The 21,173-nt window shown below is 68.7% G+C and carries 18 protein-coding genes; 7 read left to right on the forward strand and 11 right to left on the reverse strand.

What is annotated here, in order from left to right:
• Positions 1 to 9: 9 nt before the first annotated feature.
• The 3 genes from ACFWFP_RS16700 to ACFWFP_RS16710 all read left to right on the forward strand — a co-directional run bounded on the left by ACFWFP_RS16700 (position 10) and on the right by ACFWFP_RS16710 (position 3,234).
• Complete coding sequence (locus ACFWFP_RS16700; protein WP_379295888.1) at positions 10 to 282, forward strand: DUF2277 domain-containing protein; 273 nt, start codon at positions 10 to 12, stop codon at positions 280 to 282.
• Between the two features lie 118 nt (positions 283 to 400).
• Entirely contained in the window at positions 401 to 1,951 is a 1,551-nt protein-coding gene (locus ACFWFP_RS16705) for an aldehyde dehydrogenase family protein (RefSeq protein WP_379295890.1), read from the forward strand.
• Positions 1,952 to 2,337: 386 nt separating this feature from the next.
• Positions 2,338 to 3,234: a LysR family transcriptional regulator gene (locus ACFWFP_RS16710; protein WP_379295892.1), complete on the forward strand. Its 897-nt coding sequence runs from the start codon at positions 2,338 to 2,340 to the stop codon at positions 3,232 to 3,234.
• Here the strand turns inward: ACFWFP_RS16710 and ACFWFP_RS16715 are convergent.
• The gene (locus ACFWFP_RS16715; RefSeq protein WP_379295894.1) at positions 3,231 to 4,580 is read right to left on the reverse strand and encodes an amidase; all 1,350 of its coding nucleotides are present in this window, start codon (positions 4,578 to 4,580) and stop codon (positions 3,231 to 3,233) included. The two genes, ACFWFP_RS16710 and ACFWFP_RS16715, sit on opposite strands and share 4 nt — an antisense overlap.
• A gap of 224 nt (positions 4,581 to 4,804) precedes the next feature.
• On the opposite strand from ACFWFP_RS16715, the gene ACFWFP_RS16720 reads away from it, so the two are divergent.
• Positions 4,805 to 7,210 carry a protein kinase gene (locus tag ACFWFP_RS16720; protein ID WP_379295896.1) on the forward strand — a complete coding sequence of 802 codons (2,406 nt, stop codon included), beginning with the start codon at positions 4,805 to 4,807 and terminating at the stop codon, positions 7,208 to 7,210.
• Between the two features lie 51 nt (positions 7,211 to 7,261).
• Positions 7,262 to 9,232 carry a serine/threonine-protein kinase gene (locus ACFWFP_RS16725; protein WP_379295898.1) on the forward strand — a complete coding sequence of 657 codons (1,971 nt, stop codon included), beginning with the start codon at positions 7,262 to 7,264 and terminating at the stop codon, positions 9,230 to 9,232.
• A gap of 78 nt (positions 9,233 to 9,310) precedes the next feature.
• Here the strand turns inward: ACFWFP_RS16725 and hpt are convergent, their stop codons facing one another.
• From hpt to ACFWFP_RS16745, 4 genes are all read right to left on the reverse strand, one after another.
• Positions 9,311 to 9,862, reverse strand: coding sequence for a hypoxanthine phosphoribosyltransferase (hpt, locus tag ACFWFP_RS16730; RefSeq protein WP_056819061.1), 552 nt, complete (start codon positions 9,860 to 9,862; stop codon positions 9,311 to 9,313).
• Between the two features lie 24 nt (positions 9,863 to 9,886).
• Positions 9,887 to 10,960, reverse strand: a complete 1,074-nt coding sequence (gene tilS, locus ACFWFP_RS16735) for a tRNA lysidine(34) synthetase TilS (protein ID WP_379296015.1) — start codon at positions 10,958 to 10,960, stop codon at positions 9,887 to 9,889.
• A gap of 138 nt (positions 10,961 to 11,098) precedes the next feature.
• Positions 11,099 to 12,160: a zinc-dependent metalloprotease gene (locus tag ACFWFP_RS16740; RefSeq protein WP_379295900.1), complete on the reverse strand. Its 1,062-nt coding sequence runs from the start codon at positions 12,158 to 12,160 to the stop codon at positions 11,099 to 11,101.
• 13 nt (positions 12,161 to 12,173) lie between these two features.
• Positions 12,174 to 13,628, reverse strand: a complete 1,455-nt coding sequence (locus tag ACFWFP_RS16745; protein WP_379295902.1) for a D-alanyl-D-alanine carboxypeptidase/D-alanyl-D-alanine-endopeptidase — start codon at positions 13,626 to 13,628, stop codon at positions 12,174 to 12,176.
• 164 nt (positions 13,629 to 13,792) lie between these two features.
• On the opposite strand from ACFWFP_RS16745, the gene ACFWFP_RS16750 reads away from it, so the two are divergent.
• Positions 13,793 to 14,281 (forward strand): inorganic diphosphatase, encoded by a 489-nt coding sequence (locus tag ACFWFP_RS16750; RefSeq protein ID WP_357212065.1) that lies wholly within the window; start codon positions 13,793 to 13,795, stop codon positions 14,279 to 14,281.
• A gap of 59 nt (positions 14,282 to 14,340) precedes the next feature.
• Here the strand turns inward: ACFWFP_RS16750 and ACFWFP_RS16755 are convergent, their stop codons facing one another.
• Positions 14,341 to 14,568 (reverse strand): hypothetical protein, encoded by a 228-nt coding sequence (locus tag ACFWFP_RS16755; protein WP_378631491.1) that lies wholly within the window; start codon positions 14,566 to 14,568, stop codon positions 14,341 to 14,343.
• A gap of 200 nt (positions 14,569 to 14,768) precedes the next feature.
• On the opposite strand from ACFWFP_RS16755, the gene ACFWFP_RS16760 reads away from it, so the two are divergent.
• Positions 14,769 to 15,956, forward strand: coding sequence for a serine hydrolase domain-containing protein (locus ACFWFP_RS16760; protein WP_379295904.1), 1,188 nt, complete (start codon positions 14,769 to 14,771; stop codon positions 15,954 to 15,956).
• A gap of 20 nt (positions 15,957 to 15,976) precedes the next feature.
• Here the strand turns inward: ACFWFP_RS16760 and ACFWFP_RS16765 are convergent, their stop codons facing one another.
• The 5 genes from ACFWFP_RS16765 to ACFWFP_RS16785 form a co-directional block, all read right to left on the reverse strand.
• Positions 15,977 to 16,636: a response regulator gene (locus ACFWFP_RS16765; RefSeq protein WP_379295906.1), complete on the reverse strand. Its 660-nt coding sequence runs from the start codon at positions 16,634 to 16,636 to the stop codon at positions 15,977 to 15,979.
• Positions 16,624 to 17,874 carry a sensor histidine kinase gene (locus ACFWFP_RS16770; RefSeq protein WP_379295908.1) on the reverse strand — a complete coding sequence of 417 codons (1,251 nt, stop codon included), beginning with the start codon at positions 17,872 to 17,874 and terminating at the stop codon, positions 16,624 to 16,626. The genes ACFWFP_RS16765 and ACFWFP_RS16770 overlap by 13 nt, the downstream gene beginning before the upstream one ends.
• Positions 17,875 to 17,881: 7 nt before the next feature.
• A complete protein-coding gene (locus tag ACFWFP_RS16775; protein ID WP_379295910.1) occupies positions 17,882 to 19,654 on the reverse strand; it encodes an MDR family MFS transporter in 1,773 nt (590 codons plus the stop codon).
• Positions 19,651 to 20,142 (reverse strand): MarR family winged helix-turn-helix transcriptional regulator, encoded by a 492-nt coding sequence (locus ACFWFP_RS16780; RefSeq protein WP_379295912.1) that lies wholly within the window; start codon positions 20,140 to 20,142, stop codon positions 19,651 to 19,653. The genes ACFWFP_RS16775 and ACFWFP_RS16780 overlap by 4 nt, the downstream gene beginning before the upstream one ends.
• Positions 20,143 to 20,230: 88 nt before the next feature.
• Entirely contained in the window at positions 20,231 to 21,052 is an 822-nt protein-coding gene (locus ACFWFP_RS16785; RefSeq protein WP_379295914.1) for a crotonase/enoyl-CoA hydratase family protein, read from the reverse strand.
• Between the last annotated feature and the right edge of the window lie 121 nt (positions 21,053 to 21,173).

Raw genomic sequence — 21,173 nt, forward strand, 5'->3', positions numbered from 1 at the left:
GGTTCTGTCATGTGTAGAAATATCACCGTCTTGCGTGGTCTGGAGCCTGCCGCCACCGAGCAGGAGATCTACGCTGCCGCCTTGCAATATGTGCGCAAAGTCGGCGGCATCTCCGGCCTGAGTAGCGCCACCAAACCCGCGGTCGACAAAGCTGTCGCGGCCATCGCCGCGGCCACCACCGCGCTGCTGGCCGAACTCCCCGATCGCCGGGTCCCGCCGCCCACCGAGCCGCCGCTACGCCGGATCGCAGCGCGCGAGAACGAGGTCAGCGAGACGACGTAGGAATCAGCGCGAGCCAGAATTGAAACGTGTTCTAATTATCTGAGGCACGCCACTTCCTCCTGGCCGCGCCGTGATAGTCGGTGAACCGAATTCAGCAGACGCACGAGGAGAACGACCAGTGAGCGAACTCGACAAAGACGTCGCGGTGATCGAAGTACACAATCCGGCCACGGGCGACCTCGTGGGCACCGTGCCCGTCACCACGCCCGACGACGTGGCGGCCGCGGTCCGCGAACTGCGCCTCTACCAACCCGAATGGGAAGCGATCGGGCCGGCCGGGCGTAAGCAGTGGCTGCTGAAGATGCAGGACTGGCTGATCGACAACACCGAGCATCTGGCCGCGGTGCTGCAATCGGAGACCGCCAAGCCGCGCGTCGACGCGATCATCGATCCGGCGTTCGCGGTCGACATCCTCGGCTACTACGCGCGCCGGGCGGGCAAGTTCCTCGCCGACGAGCACCCGTCCCCGCACAGCCCGCTCGCGCGGGTGAAGGCGCTGACCGTGGCTTACCGCCCCTATCCCGTGGTCGGGGTGATCACGCCGTGGAACTTCCCGCTCGCGATGCCCGCGATCGACGTGTTCCCCGCACTGGCGGCGGGCGCCGCGGTGATCCTCAAGCCGTCGGAGGTGACGCCGCTGTCCGCGGTGGAGCTGGCCCGCGGCTGGGCCGAGATCGGTGCGCCGCCGGTGTTCAAGGTGGTCACCGGCGCGGGCGCGACCGGCGCGGCGGTGGTCGAGAACGCCGACTACATCCAGTTCACCGGCTCCACCGCCACCGGCCGCAAGATCGCGGCCGCCTGCGCCGAGCGGATGGTGCCCTACAGCCTCGAGCTCGGCGGCAAGGACCCGGCGATCGTGCTCGCCGACGCGGACCTCGACCGCGCCGCGCACGGCGTCGCCTTCGGCGGCATGTTCAACGCCGGTCAGGTGTGCATCTCGGTCGAGCGGGTCTACGTCGAGGCGCCGGTCTACGACGAGTTCGTCACCAAGCTGACCGCGGCGGTCGCCGCCTTGCGCCAGGGCGCCGACGGTCGCGAGTCGAAGAACGACGTCGGCGCGCTCGCCAACGAGAACCAGGTGCTGATCGTGCAGCGCCACGTCGACGAGGCGGTGGCGGCGGGCGCCCGGGTGACCACCGGCGGCAAACGCACCGGCGTCGGCACCTTCTTCGAGCCGACCGTGCTCGTGGATGTGGACCATTCGATGTCGTGCGTCGCCGAGGAGACCTTCGGCCCGACACTTCCGGTGATGAAGGTGGCCGACGAGGCCGAGGCGATCCGGATGGCCAACGACTCGATCTACGGGCTCTCGGCGTCGGTGTGGACCGGCGACAAGGCGCGCGGCGAGCGCGTGGCCAGGCAGCTGAACACGGGCGCGGTGAACATCAACGACGTGTTCTCGAACCTGTTCAATCCCGCGATGCCGATGGGCGGCTGGGGCCTGTCCGGCGTCGGCGCGCGCTGGGGCGGTGCGTCGGGACTGCGGAAGTACTGTCGCGCGCAGGCGATGACGAAGCCGAAGCTGCCGACCATGAGCAAGGAATTGTTCTGGTACCCCTCCGACATGAACAAGCTGGTCGTCGCGGTCGCGGCGATGCGGGCGGCCGGTGCGCGCGGGTTGCGCCGGATCGACCTGCCCGCGGTGCTGCGCCTCAAGAAGAGCGAGTAGCCGATTCCGGCTGCGACGCACGTTGGCGCGCAGCCGGATTCGTCGCTTCGAAACTTCTTTGTGACTAAGATCACTCACGTGAACCTGCTGGTTGGGCTCGCCGTGGTCAGCGGCACCTTTCGACGCGCAGGACAGCGACGCGGCGCGGCCCACATCCGGCCAGGTGATGTGAACGCCGACGCGTTTTCGCTGGTCAGCTGCCCAGATGTGACACAGATCCACTCGGCGGCAGATCGGCACGAACAATAGACAATCCGATGGTGCAGCTCACCATGTCAGGCCATATGCTGTGCAATACCAACCTGGTGACTGTTTTGATCCACCTCCGCGAACTTCCTTGCCCGTTTTGGCTGGATTTTCCCGACCGATTCTGATAGCAAGGTGCTATGGACCCGCATTTGCGCGATCTGCGGTATTTCGTCGCCGTCGCTGAGGAACTGCATTTCACGAACGCCGCCCAGCGGCTGCATATCGCTCAGCCGACGTTGTCACGCCAGATCCGCCAGCTCGAACGCCAGCTCGACGTGGTCCTGTTCGACCGCAACCAGCGCAGTGTCGCCCTCACCGTCGCCGGTAAGGAACTGCTCGAAGGCGCACGCAAGATCCTCGAGCTGTGGGAGGTGACCAACGTGTCCCTCCAGGAAGCAGGCGAGGTGCTGCGCGTCGGTATCCAGTCCGCGCTCGGCCGGGGTCTGCTCAACGACCTCGAGAGCGCGAGCGGTCACCGCCTCGCCCTGCACGCCGCGTCGTGGAACGACCCGTCCAGCGGCCTGGCCGGTCGACAGGCCGACCTGTCGCTGGTCTGGCTGCCGCTGCCCGACCCCAACCGTTATCGCTGGCAGGTGCTGCGCACCGAGCCGCGCTGGGTGTTGCTGCCCGAGTCGCATCCGCTGGCCGAGCAGGAAAGCATCGAGTTCGCCGATCTGCTCGACGAGCCCTTCGTCGCCCTGCCCACCGAGGCGGGCGCGGTCCGCGACTTCTGGCTCGGCAACGATGCCCGCGGCGGCAAGGCGGCCAAGATCGGCGCCGAGGCGGCCACCCCCGAGGACAAGCTCGAGGCCGTGAGCCTGGGCCTCGGCGTGTGCCTGCTCGCCGAGAACAACGTGCCGATGTACCGCTGGCCCGGCTTGACCGCGCGTCCGGTCGCCGGTCTCACCCCGTGTGAGCTGGCGGTGGCGTGGCGGGCCGACGACACCCGCCCGACCATTCTGGAATTCGCCGGTCGCGCCGTCGACGGCGGTTTCTCCGAGCCGGCACCGCAGCCGCAGCCGATCGCGGTCTAGTTCGACAGTTCCAGTTGGGCAGCGAGACCGAGCAAGGTGGACTCGCTGCCCGGCGGACCGACCAGTTGCGCGGCCAACGGGGTGTGCGCCTCGGGATGGGTGCCCATCGGCAGTGACGCCGCCGGCCAGCCGAGCAGATTCCACAGTCCGGTGAACGGTGCGTAGCGCGCCGAGGACACGACATTCGCGGCCCACCCGCGCCCGCTCCACTGCTTGGCCTTGGGCGGTGGCGCGGCCAGCGTCGGGGTGATCACCACGTCGAAGTCCTCGAAGAATTCGAGCAGCCTGGCTTCGGTCCGGTCGATCTGGCTGGGGCGGACCAGGCCGAGTCGCCGGATCACCCTGCCGATCGCCAGATGACGTTTGGTGCGTTGCTGGAGGAGGTCGGGATTCTCGAGTGTGTCGGCGTCGGCCAGACCCGCGCTCGGCCAGCGCAGCAGCATCAACAGCGCCGTGTCGCCGTAGGGCAGTTCCACCGGTTGCACCTCGTGTCCGGCCACTGCCGCGCGCGCACCCGCGGTGCGCGCCGCCGCCGTCCAGTGCCGATCCATCCGGACCAGTCGCGACGGCGGAGCCACGGCCAGTCCGATGCGTAGTCGCTGCGGCTTGCGTAGTTCGGCCAGGTCGGAACGGCCCGCCAGCACCGAAAGCGCCAGCGCCGCGTCCGACACCGTGGTCGCGAGGACGCCGTTCTCGGCCAGTCCCGCCCAGGAATCGGCGCCGATCTGTGCGGGCACCACGTGTCTACCCGGCTTGATCCCGAAGACCCCGCACGCGGCGGCGGGCACCCGGATCGAGCCGAGGCCGTCGTTGCCGTGCGCGATCGGCACGAGTCCGGCGGCCACCGCGGCGGCCGCGCCACCCGAGGACCCACCCGTCGACCGGCCGACATCGCGCGGATTGCGGGTAACGCACCCCGCGGAGTCGGTACTCGCCCACAAGCCGAGTTCGGGCATCGCCGTCAACCCCACAACGATCGCGCCCGCGGCGCGCAGCCTCGCCACGACCGGGTGATCGACGCTCGCCGGTTCGGCCGAGGTGGCCGCCGAACCGGCCCGGGTCGGTTCGCCTGCCACCGCGATGTTCTGTTTCACCGCCACCGGCACCCCGGCCAGCGGCAGCTCGTCGAGATCTTGCCTGGCGGCCAGTTCCCGCGCCTCGGCCCTGGCTCGCTCGGCGCGCACCACCGTGAACGCGTTGATCTTGCGATTCTCCGAACCGATTCGGGCGAGCGCGTCGGCGGTGACGTCGGCGGGCGTGATGGTGCCCGCGCGGACCCGGGCGGCCAGCGCCGCGGCGGGGCCGCCGATGGGGTATTCGTCGGCAGGAGGGCGAGACGAGTCCATCGTCACCTCAGCGTCCGTTACGCCGTCGTCGTCGACGGACTCCCATGCTACCGCTGTGAGGTCTTCATTCATCTGCGGATTCGCCCCCGTCGCATGGTCGTCGAAATTCGGGTGATCAGCTCTAGAGGCGCAAGTTATCATTTCAAGTACAGCTCTCCGGCGATGGCGGCGGGTGTGGCGGAATGAATTTCGCACCGATCCGCGCGAACCCTTTAGGTCGGTTGATGAGCGATAACACCGGAAGCGGGGAACAACCCGACGCAACAGCCGGTCGGGCCACGAATCTGCGCGTCGACATGGTCGAGGCGTTCGCCACCGCGTGGGGCGCGGCCGACGAGCGCCCGCCCGACATCGCCGAGTTCCTTCCCGACGCGGCCACCTTGCGCGCGCAGGCGCTGCACGAGCTGATCCGGGTCGACCTGCGCCATCGCTGGCTGCATCACGCAGGCACCGGCATCGACCGCAAGCGGCTGGCCAACTACTGCGCCGAGTTCCCCGAACTCGACCGGGCGTCGCTGCCCGCCGGGCTGGTGTTCGAGGAATTCGTCATCCGCAGGCACAGCGGCGAACGGGTCGACCCGCGCGAGTGCCTGCGCGAGTACCCGGAGCAGGCGGCCAGTCTGCGCGGCCTGCTCAACACCGAGGACCTCGACCAGAGCACCCACCGGGCCGACGATCCCGACGCGACGATGAACCGAACGCCGGACCCGACTCGTAGTACCCAGATGACCAGCCCGCAGCTCGACCTCACCGCGACCGCCACGTCGGCCGCGACGGCGTCGACGGACCCACTCTCGAATCCCGGGGTGTTCGAGCCGCTCGACCGCATCGAAATCGGCCAGCGAATCGGCGACTTCGAGCTGCTCACCGGGCTCGGTTCGGGTGCGTTCGCGCGCGTGTTCCTGGCCAGGCAGACGTCGATGCAGCGTCTGGTCGCGGTGAAGATCTCCGCCGACCGCGGTACCGAGCCGCAGACGCTTGCCCAGCTCGACCACGACTACATCGTGCGCGTGTTCGACCAGCAACTGATGGACACCGGTTCGGCGCCCTCGGGTTCGCGGCGCCTGCGCCTGCTCTACATGCAGTTCCTGCCCGGTGGGACCCTGCTCGGCCTGCTGCGCTGGGTCCGCGCGACCCCACCCGCCGAACGCAGCGGCGAACTGCTGCTCGACGCGGTGGACGCCGCCATGGCGGAGAAGGGCGAGATCCGCCCGACCGATTCGAGCGTGCGCTCCGAGATCGCCGCCCTGAGCTGGCCGGAAACGGTGGCCTGGCTGGGCAGGCGGCTGGCCGAGGCGCTCGATTACGCGTCCTCGCACGGTGTGCTGCACCGTGATGTGAAACCGGCGAATGTGCTGCTCACCGCCGAGGGCGTGCCGAAGCTCGCCGACTTCAACATCAGCTTCAGCCGCTCCGTCGAGGGCACCAGCCCGGTCGCCTACTTCGGCGGTTCGCTGGCCTACATGTCGCCCGAACAGCTGGAGGCCTGTCACCCCGGCCTGAGCCGCACCGCCGCCGACCTCGACACCCGCAGCGATATCTACTCCCTCGGCGTGGTCCTGTGGGAACTGCTGACCGGCGCGAAGCCGTTCGACGACGACACCGCCGCGGCCGAGGGTCGCGGCGACGAAACCACCCTCGAGGCGATGCTCGAGCGACGAACCGGCGGCGTGGACCCCACCGCGCTCGACCGGGTTCCGGCGAACTGTCCCGCTGCCCTGCGCCGCGTCCTGCTGACCTGCCTCGACCCGGACAGGTCGCGGCGCTGGGCCGAGGGTGCGGTGCTGGCCAAGCAGTTCGACCTGTGTCTGGACGCCCGAGCCCGCGACCTCGTCGACCCGCCGCCGAACAGCTGGCGGATGGTGTGGCGCAAGTGGCCGCTGCTGGTGATGATCTTGGCGATCGGCATCCCCAACGCCCTGGCGTCCTGGTACAACATCCAGCACAACCAGAATCTGGTGGTGAGCCGACTCAGCGAGTCCGCTCAGCAATCGTTCGTCGTGATCACCGCGGGCGTGAACGTGGTCTTCTTCCCGCTGGGCGCCGCGGTGCTCATCTACCTCGCCCGATTCGTGCTCTCCGTGCCGCGCGGCCTTCGCCATGGCCGCCGTTACGACCCACAGATCCTGCGCCGCACCAGACACGACACCTTGCGCATCGGCGACCGGGTGGTGATCGTGGTGTTCTCGCTCTGGGCGATCTCCGGAATGACCTTCCCGATCGCGCTGCAGCTGGCCGCCGGTGATGTCCCCGGCCACGCCGTGGTCCATTTCCTCGCATCCCTGCTGGTCTGCGGGGCGATCGCAGTGGCCTACCCGTTCTTCCTCGTGACGTTCTACCTGGTCCGCTGTATCTACCCGATCTTCCTTCGCCACGGCGAGATCAGCACCGACGACAGCACCTGGCTGCGCGAGCTGAGCCGCCGCTGCACCTGGTACCTCGCGGTGGCCGCCTCGGTCCCCCTGCTCGCCGTCGCGGGCGTCACTTTTCTTCCGCCCGGTGACATCCCGGCCGTGATCGTCGCCGTTCGGGTGCTCTGTGTCGGCGGCATCGTCGCCTTCGTCGGCTCCTACCTGCTCTTCCGCGCCCTCGAAGCCGATTTGAAAGCCCTGGAACGCGTCGTCAGCTGACGATCGCCGGCGCGGATGAACTTCCGTGCCGGTCCGCGCGTATGACCCGTCGTGAGCTCGACAGTCATCACCGAGGCGACCCGCCCCTCGCTCGACCGCACCGCCACCATGCACTCCACCGATCGTCGCGGGCTCGACAGGTTCGAGGTGGGCGACCGCGTCGGCGACTTCGAACTGCTGACCGAGCTCGGCGCGGGCGCGTTCGCCCGGGTCTTCCTGGCCCGGCAACGATCGATGCAACGTTTGGTCGCGGTGAAGATCTCCGCCGACAGCGGCACCGAGCCGCAAACCCTGGCCCAGCTCGACCACGACTACATCGTGCGCGTCTTCGATCAGCTCGTCCTCGATCCACCCGGCGACGGATCACCCCGGCTGCGCCTGCTGTACATGCAGTTCCTGCCCGGCGGCACCCTGCTCGGCCTGCTGCGCTGGGTCCGCGCGACCCCACCCGCCGAACGCGGCGGTCGGCTCCTGCTCGACGCGATCGACGCGGCGATGACGGAGAAGGGCGAGATCCGCCCGACGGATTCGAGCGTGCGCCGCGAGATCGCCCAGCTCAGCTGGCCCGACACCGTGGCCTGGCTGGGACGTCGCCTGGCCGCGGCGCTGGATCACGCGGCTGATCGGGGTGTGCTGCACCGTGATGTGAAGCCGGCGAATGTCCTGCTCACGGCCGAGGGTGTGCCAAAGCTCGCCGATTTCAACATCAGCTTCAGCGAGACCGCGGGCACCAGCCCGCTCTCGTATTTCGGCGGGTCGCTGGCGTACATGTCACCCGAGCAGCTCGAGGCCAGCCATCCCGGCTACGACCGCAGCGCCGCCGACCTCGAAGCACGCTCGGATCTCTTCTCACTGGGCGTGCTGCTGTGGGAATTGCTCACCGGCACGAAGCCGTTCGACGACACCGGCGCCGACAACCCCGCCTGGGGCGATCAGACCAGACTCGAAGCGATGCTCACCTCGCGCAGCGAGGGCGTGAGCGACTCCGCGCTACAACACCTTCCGCCGGACTGTCCGCCCGCACTGCGCCGGGTGCTGCTCCGCTGCCTGGAACCGGATCGAGGCGACCGCTGGTCCGACGGCACCGTCCTCGCCGAACAGTTCGACCTCTGCCTTGACCCACGCGGCAGGAACCTGGTCGACCCGCCTGCCGGTTCCTTTCGAATTCGCTTGCGGCCCTTCATGGTTGTGCTGATGACGCTGGCGATCGCGGTGCCCAACGCGCTCGCCGTGAAATACAAGACCTGGCAGAACTCCGGCTTGCTGGTGCAGCGGCTCGAGCCCGCCGCTCGCGAGGCAGTGCACATCGTCTCGGTGGTGACCAACGTGATCGCTTTCGCGCTCGGCGCGGTGATTCTGGTCTACCTGTCCCGCCACGCGATCCTGGTTCCGCGCGCGTTGCGGGCGGGGCGGCGCGTGAGTACCGAGACATTGGGCCTGGCAGGCAGACAATCGCTGTATCTGGGTGACCGGGCGGTTGTCGTCGCCCTGTTGTTCTGGGTCACCGCCGCCGCGATCCTGCCCGCCACGGTGAAGGTCAGCACCGGCGAACTGGAGACGCGCACCACGGTGCAATTTCTGACATCGAACGCCATCGGTTGCGCCGTGGCGGCGACCTACGCGTTCTTCCTGATCACCTTCTACATGGTCCGCTGCGCCTACCCGGCCTTCCTGCAGCAAGGCCACCGGTTCCACACCGATGCCGCGGCGCTGCGCGGACTCCTGCAGCGCTGCGGCTGGTACCTGGCCGTCGCCGCGTCCATCCCGCTGATCGCGATGGTCGCCATCACCCTGCTGCCCACCGAGGACCTGCTGCCGACCATGGTCTCGCTGCGCGTGGTCTACCTCGGCAGCGTCGTGGCCTTCCTCGGCTCGTACGCGCTGTTCCGCGCGATCGACGCCGATATCCGGGCCTTAATCAGAGTCGTCGATCCCCAGCCCCGACCGCCCCGACCTCGAGGAGGGGCCGCCGACGCAGTCGGCGGTTCGCGCCCGTCCCGCCGATCAGGTGCCGTTGCGTAGGCGACGAAGGAGCAAGCAGCGGTACCTGATCGGCGGGACCGCCGGGGGCGCGAACTCGAGCGCGCCAGCGCTCCAAGATTACGAATAGACCGCGGGATTGAGGGTGCCGATGTAGGGGAGGTCGCGGTAGCGCTCGGCGTAGTCGAGGCCGTAGCCGACGACGAATTCGTTGGGGATGTCGAAGCCCACGTGCGCGACGTCGACGGGGGTGCGCAGCGCGTCCGGCTTGCGGAGCAGGGTGACTACTTCCAGCGAGGCCGGGTTGCGGGTGGACAGGTTGCGCTTGAGCCAGGACAGGGTCAGGCCCGAGTCGATGATGTCCTCGACGATCAGGACGTTACGGCCCGCGATGTCCTTGTCCAGGTCCTTCATGATCCGCACCACGCCCGAGGACGAGGTAGACGAACCGTAGGACGACACGGCCATGAATTCGAGCTGGGTGGGGATCGACAGCGCCCTGGCGAAATCGGTCATGAAGAAGATCGCGCCCTTGAGGACGCAGATCAGCAGGAGGTCACCTTCGGGGGAATCGGGCGGGTATCGCTTGGCGACGAGCTCGGCCAGTTCCTCGATCTTGGCTTTGATCTCGTCTTCGGTGATCAGCACCGATGCGATGTCGTCTCCGTACACGGAAGTGGGTGTCCCTTCGTGGCATCAAATGCGCGGCTGTGCTCGCACCGCCAGCGTGCCATGTTCGCGCGTCACGACCAACCTGTGGTCCCTCGAGCCGCCCGTCACCGCCACCGCGCCCTGTCCGTGCCAATCGCTCACCAGCTCGTCGATCGCCTGTAAATGGGCGTTCACGAGCCCGGTCACGCCCTGATCGGCGAGCCAGGCGCGCACGGCCCTGCGACGCAACGCGGGCGGCGCAGTGGCAAGGATCTCGATCGAAAGGGCGGGCCGATCGATGTCGTCGAGCCCACCGCCGCAGGTGGCGCCGGGCAGTTCGCCACCGGCATCGGGAGGGCGCGCCACGGCACCGTCGGCAGGTAGACCCGCGCGATGCGAACGCGCGTTACGCAGCAGCTCAGCGGCATAGACATCGAGCACCGCGCCGTCCTCGCGTAGGTGGCTCGCGGTGCGGACCAGTGCCTGCGCGACCCCACCGCCGAGTACGTCCTCGAGCAGCGGCAGTACTTCGTTGCGCACCCGCACCCGGGTGTATCTGAGGTCCGCGTTGTGCGGGTCGTCCCACGGTTCGATCCCGAGATCCGCGCACATCCGCACCGTGTCGGCCCGCCGCACCCCGAGCAACGGCCGCCCCCACGGCGAATTCCACGCCACCATCCCCTGGATCGACCGCCCACCCGATCCACGCGCCAGCCCCAGCAGCACGGTCTCGGCCTGATCGTCGAGCGTGTGCCCGAGCAGCACCGGCCGCCCGCCCCGGACCGACTCCAGCGCCGCGTACCGAGCCGACCGCGCCGCCGCTTCCACACCCCCCACCCGACCCACTTCGACGGGCACAACCCTCGCACCCACACACCCGAGCCCCAGCGCCTGCTCGACCGCCCGGTCGGCCACAGCGGCCGAGCCGTCCTGCAACCGATGATCGACGACCACCGCGCTGACCTCGCCCGCCTCGACCACAGCGGCGGCCACCAATGCCAGCGAATCAGCTCCGCCGGACAACCCCACGACCACCGGCCCCCGGCCACCACGCGCGGCCACCCATTCACGCACACCCCGTCGCACGGCGAGCACCGCCGCCGTCTCCGGTAGGCGCATCGGCCGAGGCGATGTCATCGGCTATACCGAACGATCGCATCTCGATCCTCGGTCGGCAGCCACGATCCACGAGCAGGCTGCGCGGCCCTGCCCGGCGGTCGACCGTCCGCGTATGTCACGTGTGCAGGCTACCGAGACCTACCCCAGCACCCGGCGGATCCACCGCTCCGGATCGTCGACCTCGTCCAGCAACGGCAGTGTGTCCGCGTTCGTCCACACCGTGTTGAACTCCGCGACCCCCACCCGCTCGACCACCGCGTCGACGAACTTCTTCCCACGCACGTACTGCGCGACCTTGGCATCCACCCCGAGCAACGCCCGCAGCAGCCGCTGGATCGGATTCGACGGTCGCTGTCTGCGCCGATCGAAAGCCGCCCGGATATCGGCGACAGTCGGCACCACAGCGGGTCCCACCGCGTCCATCACATGATCGGCGTGCCCCTCGAGCAGCGTGCCGAGCATCAACAGCCGATCCAGCGCCTCACGCTGCGGCGGCGCCTGGGCCGCACGTAACAGCCCGACCACTCCCCGGCTGTTCGGATCGTCGGCGTTGTCGCCGTTGCGCCGCGACCGCACCTCACCGAGCAACCGGGTGAGCATCTCGCTCATCGGTTCCTCGCCGACCTCGCTCAGGATGTCCACGTTGGTGCGCATGTACCCGGCCAGCCAGGGCGCCGACGAGAACTGCACCCGGTGGGTCACCTCGTGCAGGCACACCCAGAGCCGGAAGTCGCTCGGATCCACGCCGAGCGCCTGCTCGACGCCGAGGATATTGGGGGCGACCAGCAGCAAGGTGCCGTCCTCGCCGGTGAACGGGTCGTACTGCCCGAGGATCGCCGTCGACAGGAACGCCAGCATCGTGCCCGCCTGGACGCCCGCGGGTTTCCCGACGAACTTGCCCCCGTCGGCGGATTCGGTGCCGGTGAGCACAGCCATCGAGTCGGCGGCCGCGGAGATCCACCCCGGCCGGTCGACGATCCGGGCCTCGGGCACCGGCCGGTCGTCGAGCAGCCCACTGACCTCACGCACCGGCAGTTCGGCCAGTACCGAGGCCGCCGCCAACTCGGCGACGACCTGTTGCGCGGTCTGCCGGGACGCGCGCGGTCCGGCGGGGGCGAGCATCGCCCCGGTTCGCGCGGCCAGCCGCCAGTCCACCGCTCCGCTGAACCCGGAACTCTTGCGCTCGGTCTTGTCGGTCATAGCCACCTGTTCTCTACGAGCATCCGCAGTTGCGCAGGGCACCCGCCACCGCGTCGAGCGCCGGTCTGCTCTGCTCCGGCAATCGGTCGTTCGACATGAGTGCGAAGGTGAGTACCCGGCCGTCGCGGTCGAGTACATATCCGACCAACGCGCTGGCCACGCTCAGAGTTCCGGTCTTGGCCCGCACCCACCCCGCACCCTGCCGGTTCTGCGTGACGAAGCGCGGCGCGAGCGTGCCGGTGCCGCCCGCGACGGGCAGGTAGTCCAGCATCGGTGCGAGAGCCGCTGCGCGCGGGTCGTTTTCGGGCCTGGCCTGCGTTCCGGTCGGCACCAGTGCCGCGTTGCCGGTCGGCTTCGCCGCGGTCGCGATGATCGAATCGAGCAGCTTCGGCGTCACCCGGTCGTCGACGGAAAGCCCACTGTTGTCGGCCAGACGCAGCCCGGCGATATCGAATCCGGCCGCCGAGAGAGCCGCTGTGGTAGCCGCGACCGCGCCGGCGAAGGAGGCGGGCTGTCCCGATGCCGCCGCCAGCTCACGTCCGATGGTCTCGGCCAGCACATTGTCGGAGTGAATCATCATGTCGTGCAAGCGGACTCGCAGGGGCGCTGATTCGACCTTCGCGACCTGAGCACCGGTCTGCGCGGCCGGTCCCACGCGCACCGCGGCGGGATCGACACCCAGCTCGGCCGCCAGCGCCCGCCCCGCGTCGAGCGCGGGGTTGGCGGTGCGCGGGGAGTAGTCGGCCGAGGGATCGAACCGGCCACCGTCGAGCATGATCGGCTCGATCGGGGCGATGGACCCTTCCGGGATGTCGATCGGGTCCCAGCCCGACGCCATGGTCGGGCCCGAGTAGGCGGACGTGTCGACCACGATCGCGGTCACCTGCCGGCCCGCGGCCCGCACCTGCGCGGCCAGATCCGCGATCCGGGCACCGTCGGTGTAGTAGCCGCCCGCTGCCCGTGTGGTGAGCGTCGGATCTCCGCCCGCGACCAGCACCAGCTCGCCGGGCGCACCGGCGAGCACCTTCGTGGTCACCCGCTGATCATCGGGCAAGGTCAGCAGTGCGGCGGCGACCAGCATGATCTTCGCCGTCGACGACGGAATCATCGCCTTGGTGGGCTCCTGGCTCCACAGCACCGTCCCGCTGCCCGGATCGGTCACCTGACCCGCGAACGCGCCGAGATCGGGATTGCCGACGACCGGAGCGAGCGCCGCGGCGATGCCGGCCACCGTCGGCGCGGGGGCGTCGGGTCGGGCCGGGGCCACCTCGGGAAACACCTGACCCGTATCCGGCGGAGGCGCCACGGTGAGCCCGCCGTGCCGGAATTCCGGTGTCCACGGCTGCGCGATCGCCGCGAACCCGCCCGCGATCACCAGTAGCGCGACGACCACTGCCGACAACCAGATCCAGCGGGACTTCCGGCGCCCCTGCACCGGTGATCCCGGATTGCCGCCTGTATCGACCACGACAGTGTCTCCCTCAACGCCGACCGACACGCCTCGACTGCGCGACTACAGCCGCCTGCCGCACCGGTGTACCAGCACACCACACTATCCTCGTTGCGCAACGGTTCCCCAGAACGATCTGGCGATTCGGCACAGACCAGCACTCGAACGAGCAAGGAGATGGCGTGGAGTTCGACGTCACCATCGAGATTCCCAAGGGTTCTCGGAACAAGTACGAGGTCGATCACGAGAGCGGTCGGGTCAAGCTCGACCGGTACCTGTACACCTCCATGGGCTACCCGGCCGACTACGGCTTCATCGAGAACACCCTCGGCGAGGACGGCGACCCGCTCGACGCGCTGGTGCTGCTGCCCGAGTCGGTGTTCCCCGGCGTGATCGTCGAGGCCCGCCCGGTGGGCGTGTACCGCATGACCGACGAGGCCGGCGGCGACGACAAGGTGCTGTGCGTCCCCGCGGGCGACCCGCGCTGGGAGCACATCCAGGACCTGGGCGACGTCTCGGAGTTCGAACTGTCGGCGATCAAGCACTTCTTCGAGCGCTACAAGGATCTCGAGCCCGGCAAGTACGTCGAGGGTTCGGAGTGGCTCGGCCGCGCCGAGGCCGAGAAGATCATCGACGAGTCCTTCACCCGGCTGAAGGAATCCGGCCACTGAGCCGATAGACCTACGAAAAACGGGAAGTCCGAAGAGTTTTCGGACTTCCCGTTTTCGTGTCAGTACCAGATGTAGAGATCCCAGCCGTCCCAGCTCTCCGTGCACTCCCAGTAGTACCCGCCGGTGTAGGGATCTTCCCCGGCCGCACGGCACTGGTAGAGCTCGTAGTAGGTGCCGTAATACGTTCCGTACGGGGCCGCGGCGGCACTGCCCGCACCGACCGCCGACACCCCGGCGACGGTCGCGACGGCCAGCAAAGCGGCGGCGATGGTGGATTTGATGCGCATTGTGTTTCTCCTGACGCGGACAACTTCGACTTCTCGAAGTTATTGCGGCACAGAGGTTTGAACAGCCACCCCTAGGGGTAGGTTCCCTCTCCCCTTGGTCGCTTCACCCACCCCACCCTCGGGTTGGTAGCGCTGGCACCACCTTCGATTCGGGTGCGCGCGGCATGGGCACGGCCGCCGCTCGTTCCTAGGCTCGAATCATGCAGCTCAACACCACTTTTCCGGGCCGGTCACTGCGCGCCTTCGCGGCCGGAGCAGGCTTGCTCGCACTACTCGCCGTCACCGCGTGCGGCCCCGAGACCGGCGCCACGGCGGCACAACCGGATCGGCCGGAGATCCGGCAGGCGCTCGAATCGGTGGTGCAGGCCGGGTTTCCCGGCGCCCAGGCCGTGATCACCACCGCGATCGGCGAACAGACCGTGTCCGCCGGAGTCGGTGACATCGATACCGGCGCACCGATTCCCGACCGGGCGCACGTCCGAATCGGCAGTAACACCAAGAGTTTCGTCGCGACCGTGGTCATGCAGCTGGTCGCCGAGGGCAAGGTCGAACTCGATGGTCCCATCGAGCGATACCTACCGGGTGTCGTGCAGGGCAGCGGCAACGACGGCACCCGCATCACGGTGCGCCAACTGCTCCAGCACACCAGCGGTCTACCGGACTACCTGGCCGGTGGCGACCCCAGCCTGCGCACCGACCCCGGCTCGCGGCAGATCCGACCTGATCCGGAAGTCATCCGCCTGCGCCACTTTTCGCCCAGCGAGCTGGTCGGCATCGCGATGACGATGCCGCCACGGCACGAACCCGGCGCCCGCTCGGTCTACACCAACACCAACTACATCCTGCTCGGCATGCTGATCGAGCAGGTCACCGGCCGCTCCGCCGCCACCGAGATCACCACCAGGATCATCGAGCCACTCGGCCTGCGCGACACCTACGTTCCCGCCCCGGGCGACCTCGGCCTGCGCACACCACACCCGCGCGGCTACCAGGAAATCGACGGCACTCGTGTCGATTTCACCGACTTCGATCCTTCCTGGGGCGATACCGCGGGTGCGATGATCGCTACCGGCTCGGATCTGAACCGCTTCTTCCTCGCTCTGCTGGACGGCAAGCTGCTGCCCGCGGCGCAACTGGAACAGATGCGCCGGACGGTGACGTTCGATCGAATGCCCTCGGCTGGTTACGGTTTGGGCTTGGTCGAGCAGACCACCTCGTGCGGCAAGAAGACCGTCGCGCACGGCGGCAGCATCCCCGGTTTCGACACCCGCACCGGTGTCACCGCCGACGGCGTCGCGGTGACCCTCACCGTGAACGAGCTGCCGAAGAGCAAGGACCAGGCAGAGGTTGTGGAGAAGGCCTTCGACACCGTGGTGTGCGCGGCGTGAGAACCACGATCGCCGAGCTGTCAGGACGATTCAGGGCGCGAGTCCAGGTAGGCCAGTACGGCGAGGACCCGGCGGTGGCCCGATTCGTCGGCGGCGAGCCCGAGCTTGGCGAAGATGCTGCGAATGTGTTTGAGCACAGCGCCTTCGGTGACGACGAGACGTGCCGCGATGGCGGAGTTGTCCTGCCCTTCGGCCATCAGCGCGAGCACTTCGCGCTCCCGAGCGGTCAGGGTGGACAGCGGATCGCCGGCCTTGCGGCGCACGAGCAACTGTGCGATCACTTCCGGGTCCATGGCGGTGCCACCGGCGGCGACGCGGTGCAGGGATTCGAGGAACCGGTCGACCTTGCCGACCCGCTCCTTGAGTAGATACCCGACGCCACCGGCACCGTCACCGAGCAGTTCGGAGGCGTAACTGTCCTCCACATAGGACGACAGCACCAGCACCGGCAGACCGGGGTGGACTGTCCGTGCGCGCACCGCGGCGCGCAGGCCGTCGTCGGTGAAGGTGGGCGGGAGCCGCACGTCTACCACCACCGCGTCCGGCCGGTCGGCGGTGACGACGGCGAGGAAATCGTCGGCATTGTCGACGGCGGCGACCACGTCTATCCCGGCCGTCTTCAACAGCAAGGCGAGGCCTTCCCGCAGAAGGGCGTCGTCCTCGGCGATCACGACCCGCACGGCAACTCCACCCGCACCACAGTAGGCCCTCCGGTGGGGCTACTCAGTGTCATCTGCCCATCGAGCGCTTCGGCTCTGCGGCGGATGCCGGCCAGACCACCCCCGTCGGTCGCCCGCGCCCCACCCACGCCGTCGTCGCGGATCTCGACGGTGAGCAGATCGGGCGGCCCACCCAGGTCGATCGACAGTGTGCCGGCACCGGAGTGTTTGGTCGCGTTGGTGATGGCCTCGGCGATCACGAAATAGGCGGCGGCCTCCACCGCCATCGGCCGCCGGGTGATGCCGTTCGACTCGAGCAAGCACGGGATCGGACTGCGCGCGGCCAGCGCGGCGACCGCGCTGTTCAGGCCCCGATCCGAGAGCACCGGCGGGTAGACGCTGCGCACCACGTCGCGGAGTTCGGCCAGGGCCGCCGACGCCGTGTCCTGCGCGGTCCGCACCATCCGATCGGCGGCCGCGGAATCACGGTCGCGCAATTGCTCGGCGAGTCCGAGTTGCATGATCACCGCCGCGATTCTGGCTTGGGCGCCATCGTGCAGGTCTCGTTCGATACGGCGCAGTTCGGCGCCGTGCGCGTCCAACGCGGCGGCCCTGGTCACGGTCAGCTCGGCGACCCGATCGGCGAGCACGGCGTTCTCGTCCGGCGCGAGCAACGCCCCCGCCACCCGGGCCTGCGCGTTCGCCCCCTCGGGCGCGCGCAGTGCGAGGGCGCCGTAGACGATGCCGACCGCCACACTCACCACAGCGGCGGTCCACGAATCGATGACGATGCCGCTGCTGGACACCGGGCCGTCGGCCCGCGCACCCCAGTAACTCGCGATGGCGAGATGCTGCACCGCGCTCAGCGGCAGCGCCACCGCCAGCGCGGCCAGTGGCAATCCGATGATCGCGTGCAGCACCAGCCACGCGAGATCACGCCGATTCGCCGGATCGGCGGCCAGCGTCGCGAGCTGATGACGCAGGTCACCGGTCAACGGCCGGTAGGCGGCCAAGATCGGCGTGCCGAGTAACTTGCCCGCCCTTCGCCGCTCGAGCCCCAGCAGCGGCCGGATCAATTTCACCGCCTCCGGCAGCGCGGGAATCCCGATCCCGATCAGGCTCGCGGCCGCGACGATCGCCAGCGCGACCACCGCCAGCAACGACGCCACCCCGGTCAGCCCGCCCACCAGCAGATAGCCGACAGCGGCGGGCAGACGACGTAACCGCCGCACCACACCGCCGCTGCCGAATCGACTCACCCGATGATCATGCCGGGGGTGCACCCACTCGGCCTCGACCACCCTTGTCCCCGTCGCTCAGGTCCCCATCCGGAGCGGCGGACTGTGCGGCGGTGTCGATCAGCGCTCCCACCCCTTCGGCGGCCTTGGCATCGCCGTCGGCCTGGATCCCGCCCGACATCCGCAGCGGAACTTCCTTCCAGAACAGCACGAGCAGCAGGGCGATCAAGGCCACCGCGGACGCGACCAGGAACACCGTCGACATCGCGTCGGCGAAGCCCACCTGGAAGGGTTTGGCGAGTTCGGGGTCGAGCTGCTGGATGATCGAGCTGTCCTGGAGCACCTTGCCCGCAGCCGAAGTGTCGTGCGCCAGCAGGCCCTTGGCCAGCGCGGCATCCGCCGGGTTGGTGCTCTGCGCGCCCTCGATCACGGCCCGCTGGTAGGCGGGGTCTGCCGCCGACTGCTGCAATTCGGTGGTGATGTTCGGGGTGAGCAGCGAGAACAGGATCGACAGGAACACCGCGGCGCCGAGGGTGCCGCCGATCTGGCGGAAGAACGTCGCCGACGCGGTCGAGACGCCCATGTCCTTGGGCGGCAGCGCGTTCTGCAAGGCCAGGGTCAGCGGCTGCATGAGATTGCCGAGGCCGAAGCCGGTGACCGCCATGAACAGCATCGCCAGCCACAGCGGGCTGTCGGCGTCGAGCAGGTGCAGCAGGAACAACCCGAGCGTCAGCATGATCGCGCCGATCACCGGGAATGCCCGGTAGCGACCGGTTTTCGAGATCAGCCGACCCGAGAGGATCGAACCGGTCATCAGCCCGAGCACCATCGGCAGCATCTGCAGACCGGCCTCGGTCGGCCCAGCGCCACGCACCACCTGCAGGTACTGCGGCAGCAGCAGCATGCCGCCGAACATCGCCGCACCGACGACGAACGAGATCACCACGCCGAGCGTGAACGTCACATTGTCGAAGATCCGCAGCGGGATCAACGCCGCGTCGCCCATGAACTTCTCGACCACGACGAAGCCGGCCAGCCCGATCGCGCCGATCGCGTAACAGACCACCGAAGAGATACTGCTCCAGCCCCATTCGCGACCCTGTTCGGCCACGATCAGCAGCGGAACCAGTCCGATCGCGAGCACGATCGCCCCCGCGAAGTCGATGCGGTGGGTGGCGTGCGGCTTGCGGGGCAGGTGCAGCACCCGGGTCACCACCACCAGGGCGAGCAGCCCCAGCGGCACGTTCACCAGGAACACCCAGCGCCAGCCGGTGATGCCGAGAATGGTGTCCTGCCCGGCCAGCAGACCACCGAGCACCGGCCCGAGCACACTCGAAATACCGAACACCGCAAGGAAATAGCCCTGGTAGCGGGCGCGTTCACGGGGTCCGATGATGTCGCCCATGATGGCGAGCGCCAGCGACATGAGCCCGCCCGCACCCAGACCCTGGAACGCGCGGAACGCGGCCAGCTGATACATCGACGTGGCCAGCGTGCACAGCAGCGAACCGACGATGAACAGACCGATCGCGGCCAGGAAGAACGGCTTGCGGCCGAACATGTCCGAGAGCTTGCCGTAGAGCGGAGTGCTGATCGTCGCGGTGATCAGGTAGGCCGTGGTGGCCCAGGCCTGCAGCGAGTAGCCGTCGAGGTCGTCGGCGATGGTGCGGATGGAGGTCGACACGATCGTCTGATCGAGCGAGGCCAGCAGCATGCCGAGCATCAGGCCGGACAGGATGGTCAGGATTTGGCGATGGGTGAAGCCGGCCGGTGATTCCACCGGTGCCGCGGTTGTCGTCACGAAAGGTTCTCCGTAGTGCTCAGTGCGGGCGGCTGGGTCAGCAGGACCGGGCGGGCCGCGTCGTAGTCCTCGACGAACCGCGTCAGCAGCCCGGCGAAGAGCTCGCGATCGTCGGTGGACCAGCTCTCGGTGATGATGGCGATGGAATTCCGGCGTCGCGCCCGGATCCGGTCGGCGGTCTCGCGCCCGTGGTCGGTGGCCTCGAGCACGGTGGCTCGGCCGTCGTCGGGGTCGGCGGCGCGCACCACCAGGCCACGCTCCACCAGTTGCGCGACCTGCCTGCTCACCGTCGACGCGTCCGAATGCACCGCCTCGGCGAGCGCGCCAGAGCGCATCGGCCCGTCACACACCAACCGGAACAGCACCATGAACCCCGCCGGGTCGATCCCCGAGTGGTCCTTGATCTGGGCCATCGCCCGATCGCGCAGCCGGTGCAGTCGCACGAGCTGGATCGCGATCGCGTCGATCGCCGGCTCACTCTCACTCACACTTTTACCTTTACTTGCATCAATCAATTAGTTGTGTGATGCAAGTATGTCGGCAGCACGGTCGCCGGGGCAACCGTTTGAACTGCCTTTACTCGCCCTTGAACTCCGGCGCGCGCTTCTCGAAGACCGCCGCGATCGCCTCGGGGAGGTCCTTCGACGGCAGGAACGCCGCGTTCCACGTCGACACGTAACGCAGACCGTCGGCGATCGCCGGGCTGGTCCGCTGCTCGAGCACGTCCTTGATGCCCTGCACCACCAGCGGCGGGTTGCCCGCGATCTCGCGCGCCATCGCGTGCGCGGCGGCCAGCACGGCCTCCTGATCGGCGAACACCTCGTTCACCAGACCCATCCGCTCGGCGCGGGCCGCGTCGATGTCCTTGGCGGTGAAGGCCAGCTCCCGCAGATTGCCCTCCCCGATGATGCCGGGCAGGCGCTGCAGCGAACCGATGTCGGCGACGATCGCCACCTTCGCCTCACGCAGGCTGAACTTGGCATCCGCGCTGGCCAGGCGAATATCGGCAGCGGCGATCAGGTCCAGACCACCGCCGATGCACCACCCGGACACCGCCGCGATCACCGGCTTGGTGCACTCGGCCAGCGCCGTCACCGAGGCCTGCATCCGGCGGACCTCCTTGAGGAACTCCGTGCGCGGCCCCGCCTTCGCGTCGTCGGCCAGTACCGGCGCCAGCGTGCCCGCGGTCGCCGCCAGGTCGAGACCGAACGAGAAGTGCTTGCCCGCCCCGGTCACCACCACCGCCCGAACCTGCGGATCCGCGTCGAGCTCGGCGAAGACCTCGGGCAGCTCGCGCCAGAAGTCGGGTCCCATCGCATTGCCCTTGCCCGGCCCGATCAACGTGACCTGGGCAACGTTGTCGGCGATCTCGACGGTAAAGGCCTTCCATTCACTCATGCCCTGATTATTGCCACCGCGCCAACATGCCGCCCACCCAGCCCCGCCCCCCGACCCTTAGGGAGGGGCCGGCCGCGCAGCGGCCGGGTTCGCGTTCGCCAGAACTCCAAGTAACACAGCA

This window comes from Nocardia sp. NPDC060249 (genome assembly GCF_042728755.1).
Classification (GTDB): Bacteria; Actinomycetota; Actinomycetes; order Mycobacteriales; family Mycobacteriaceae; genus Nocardia.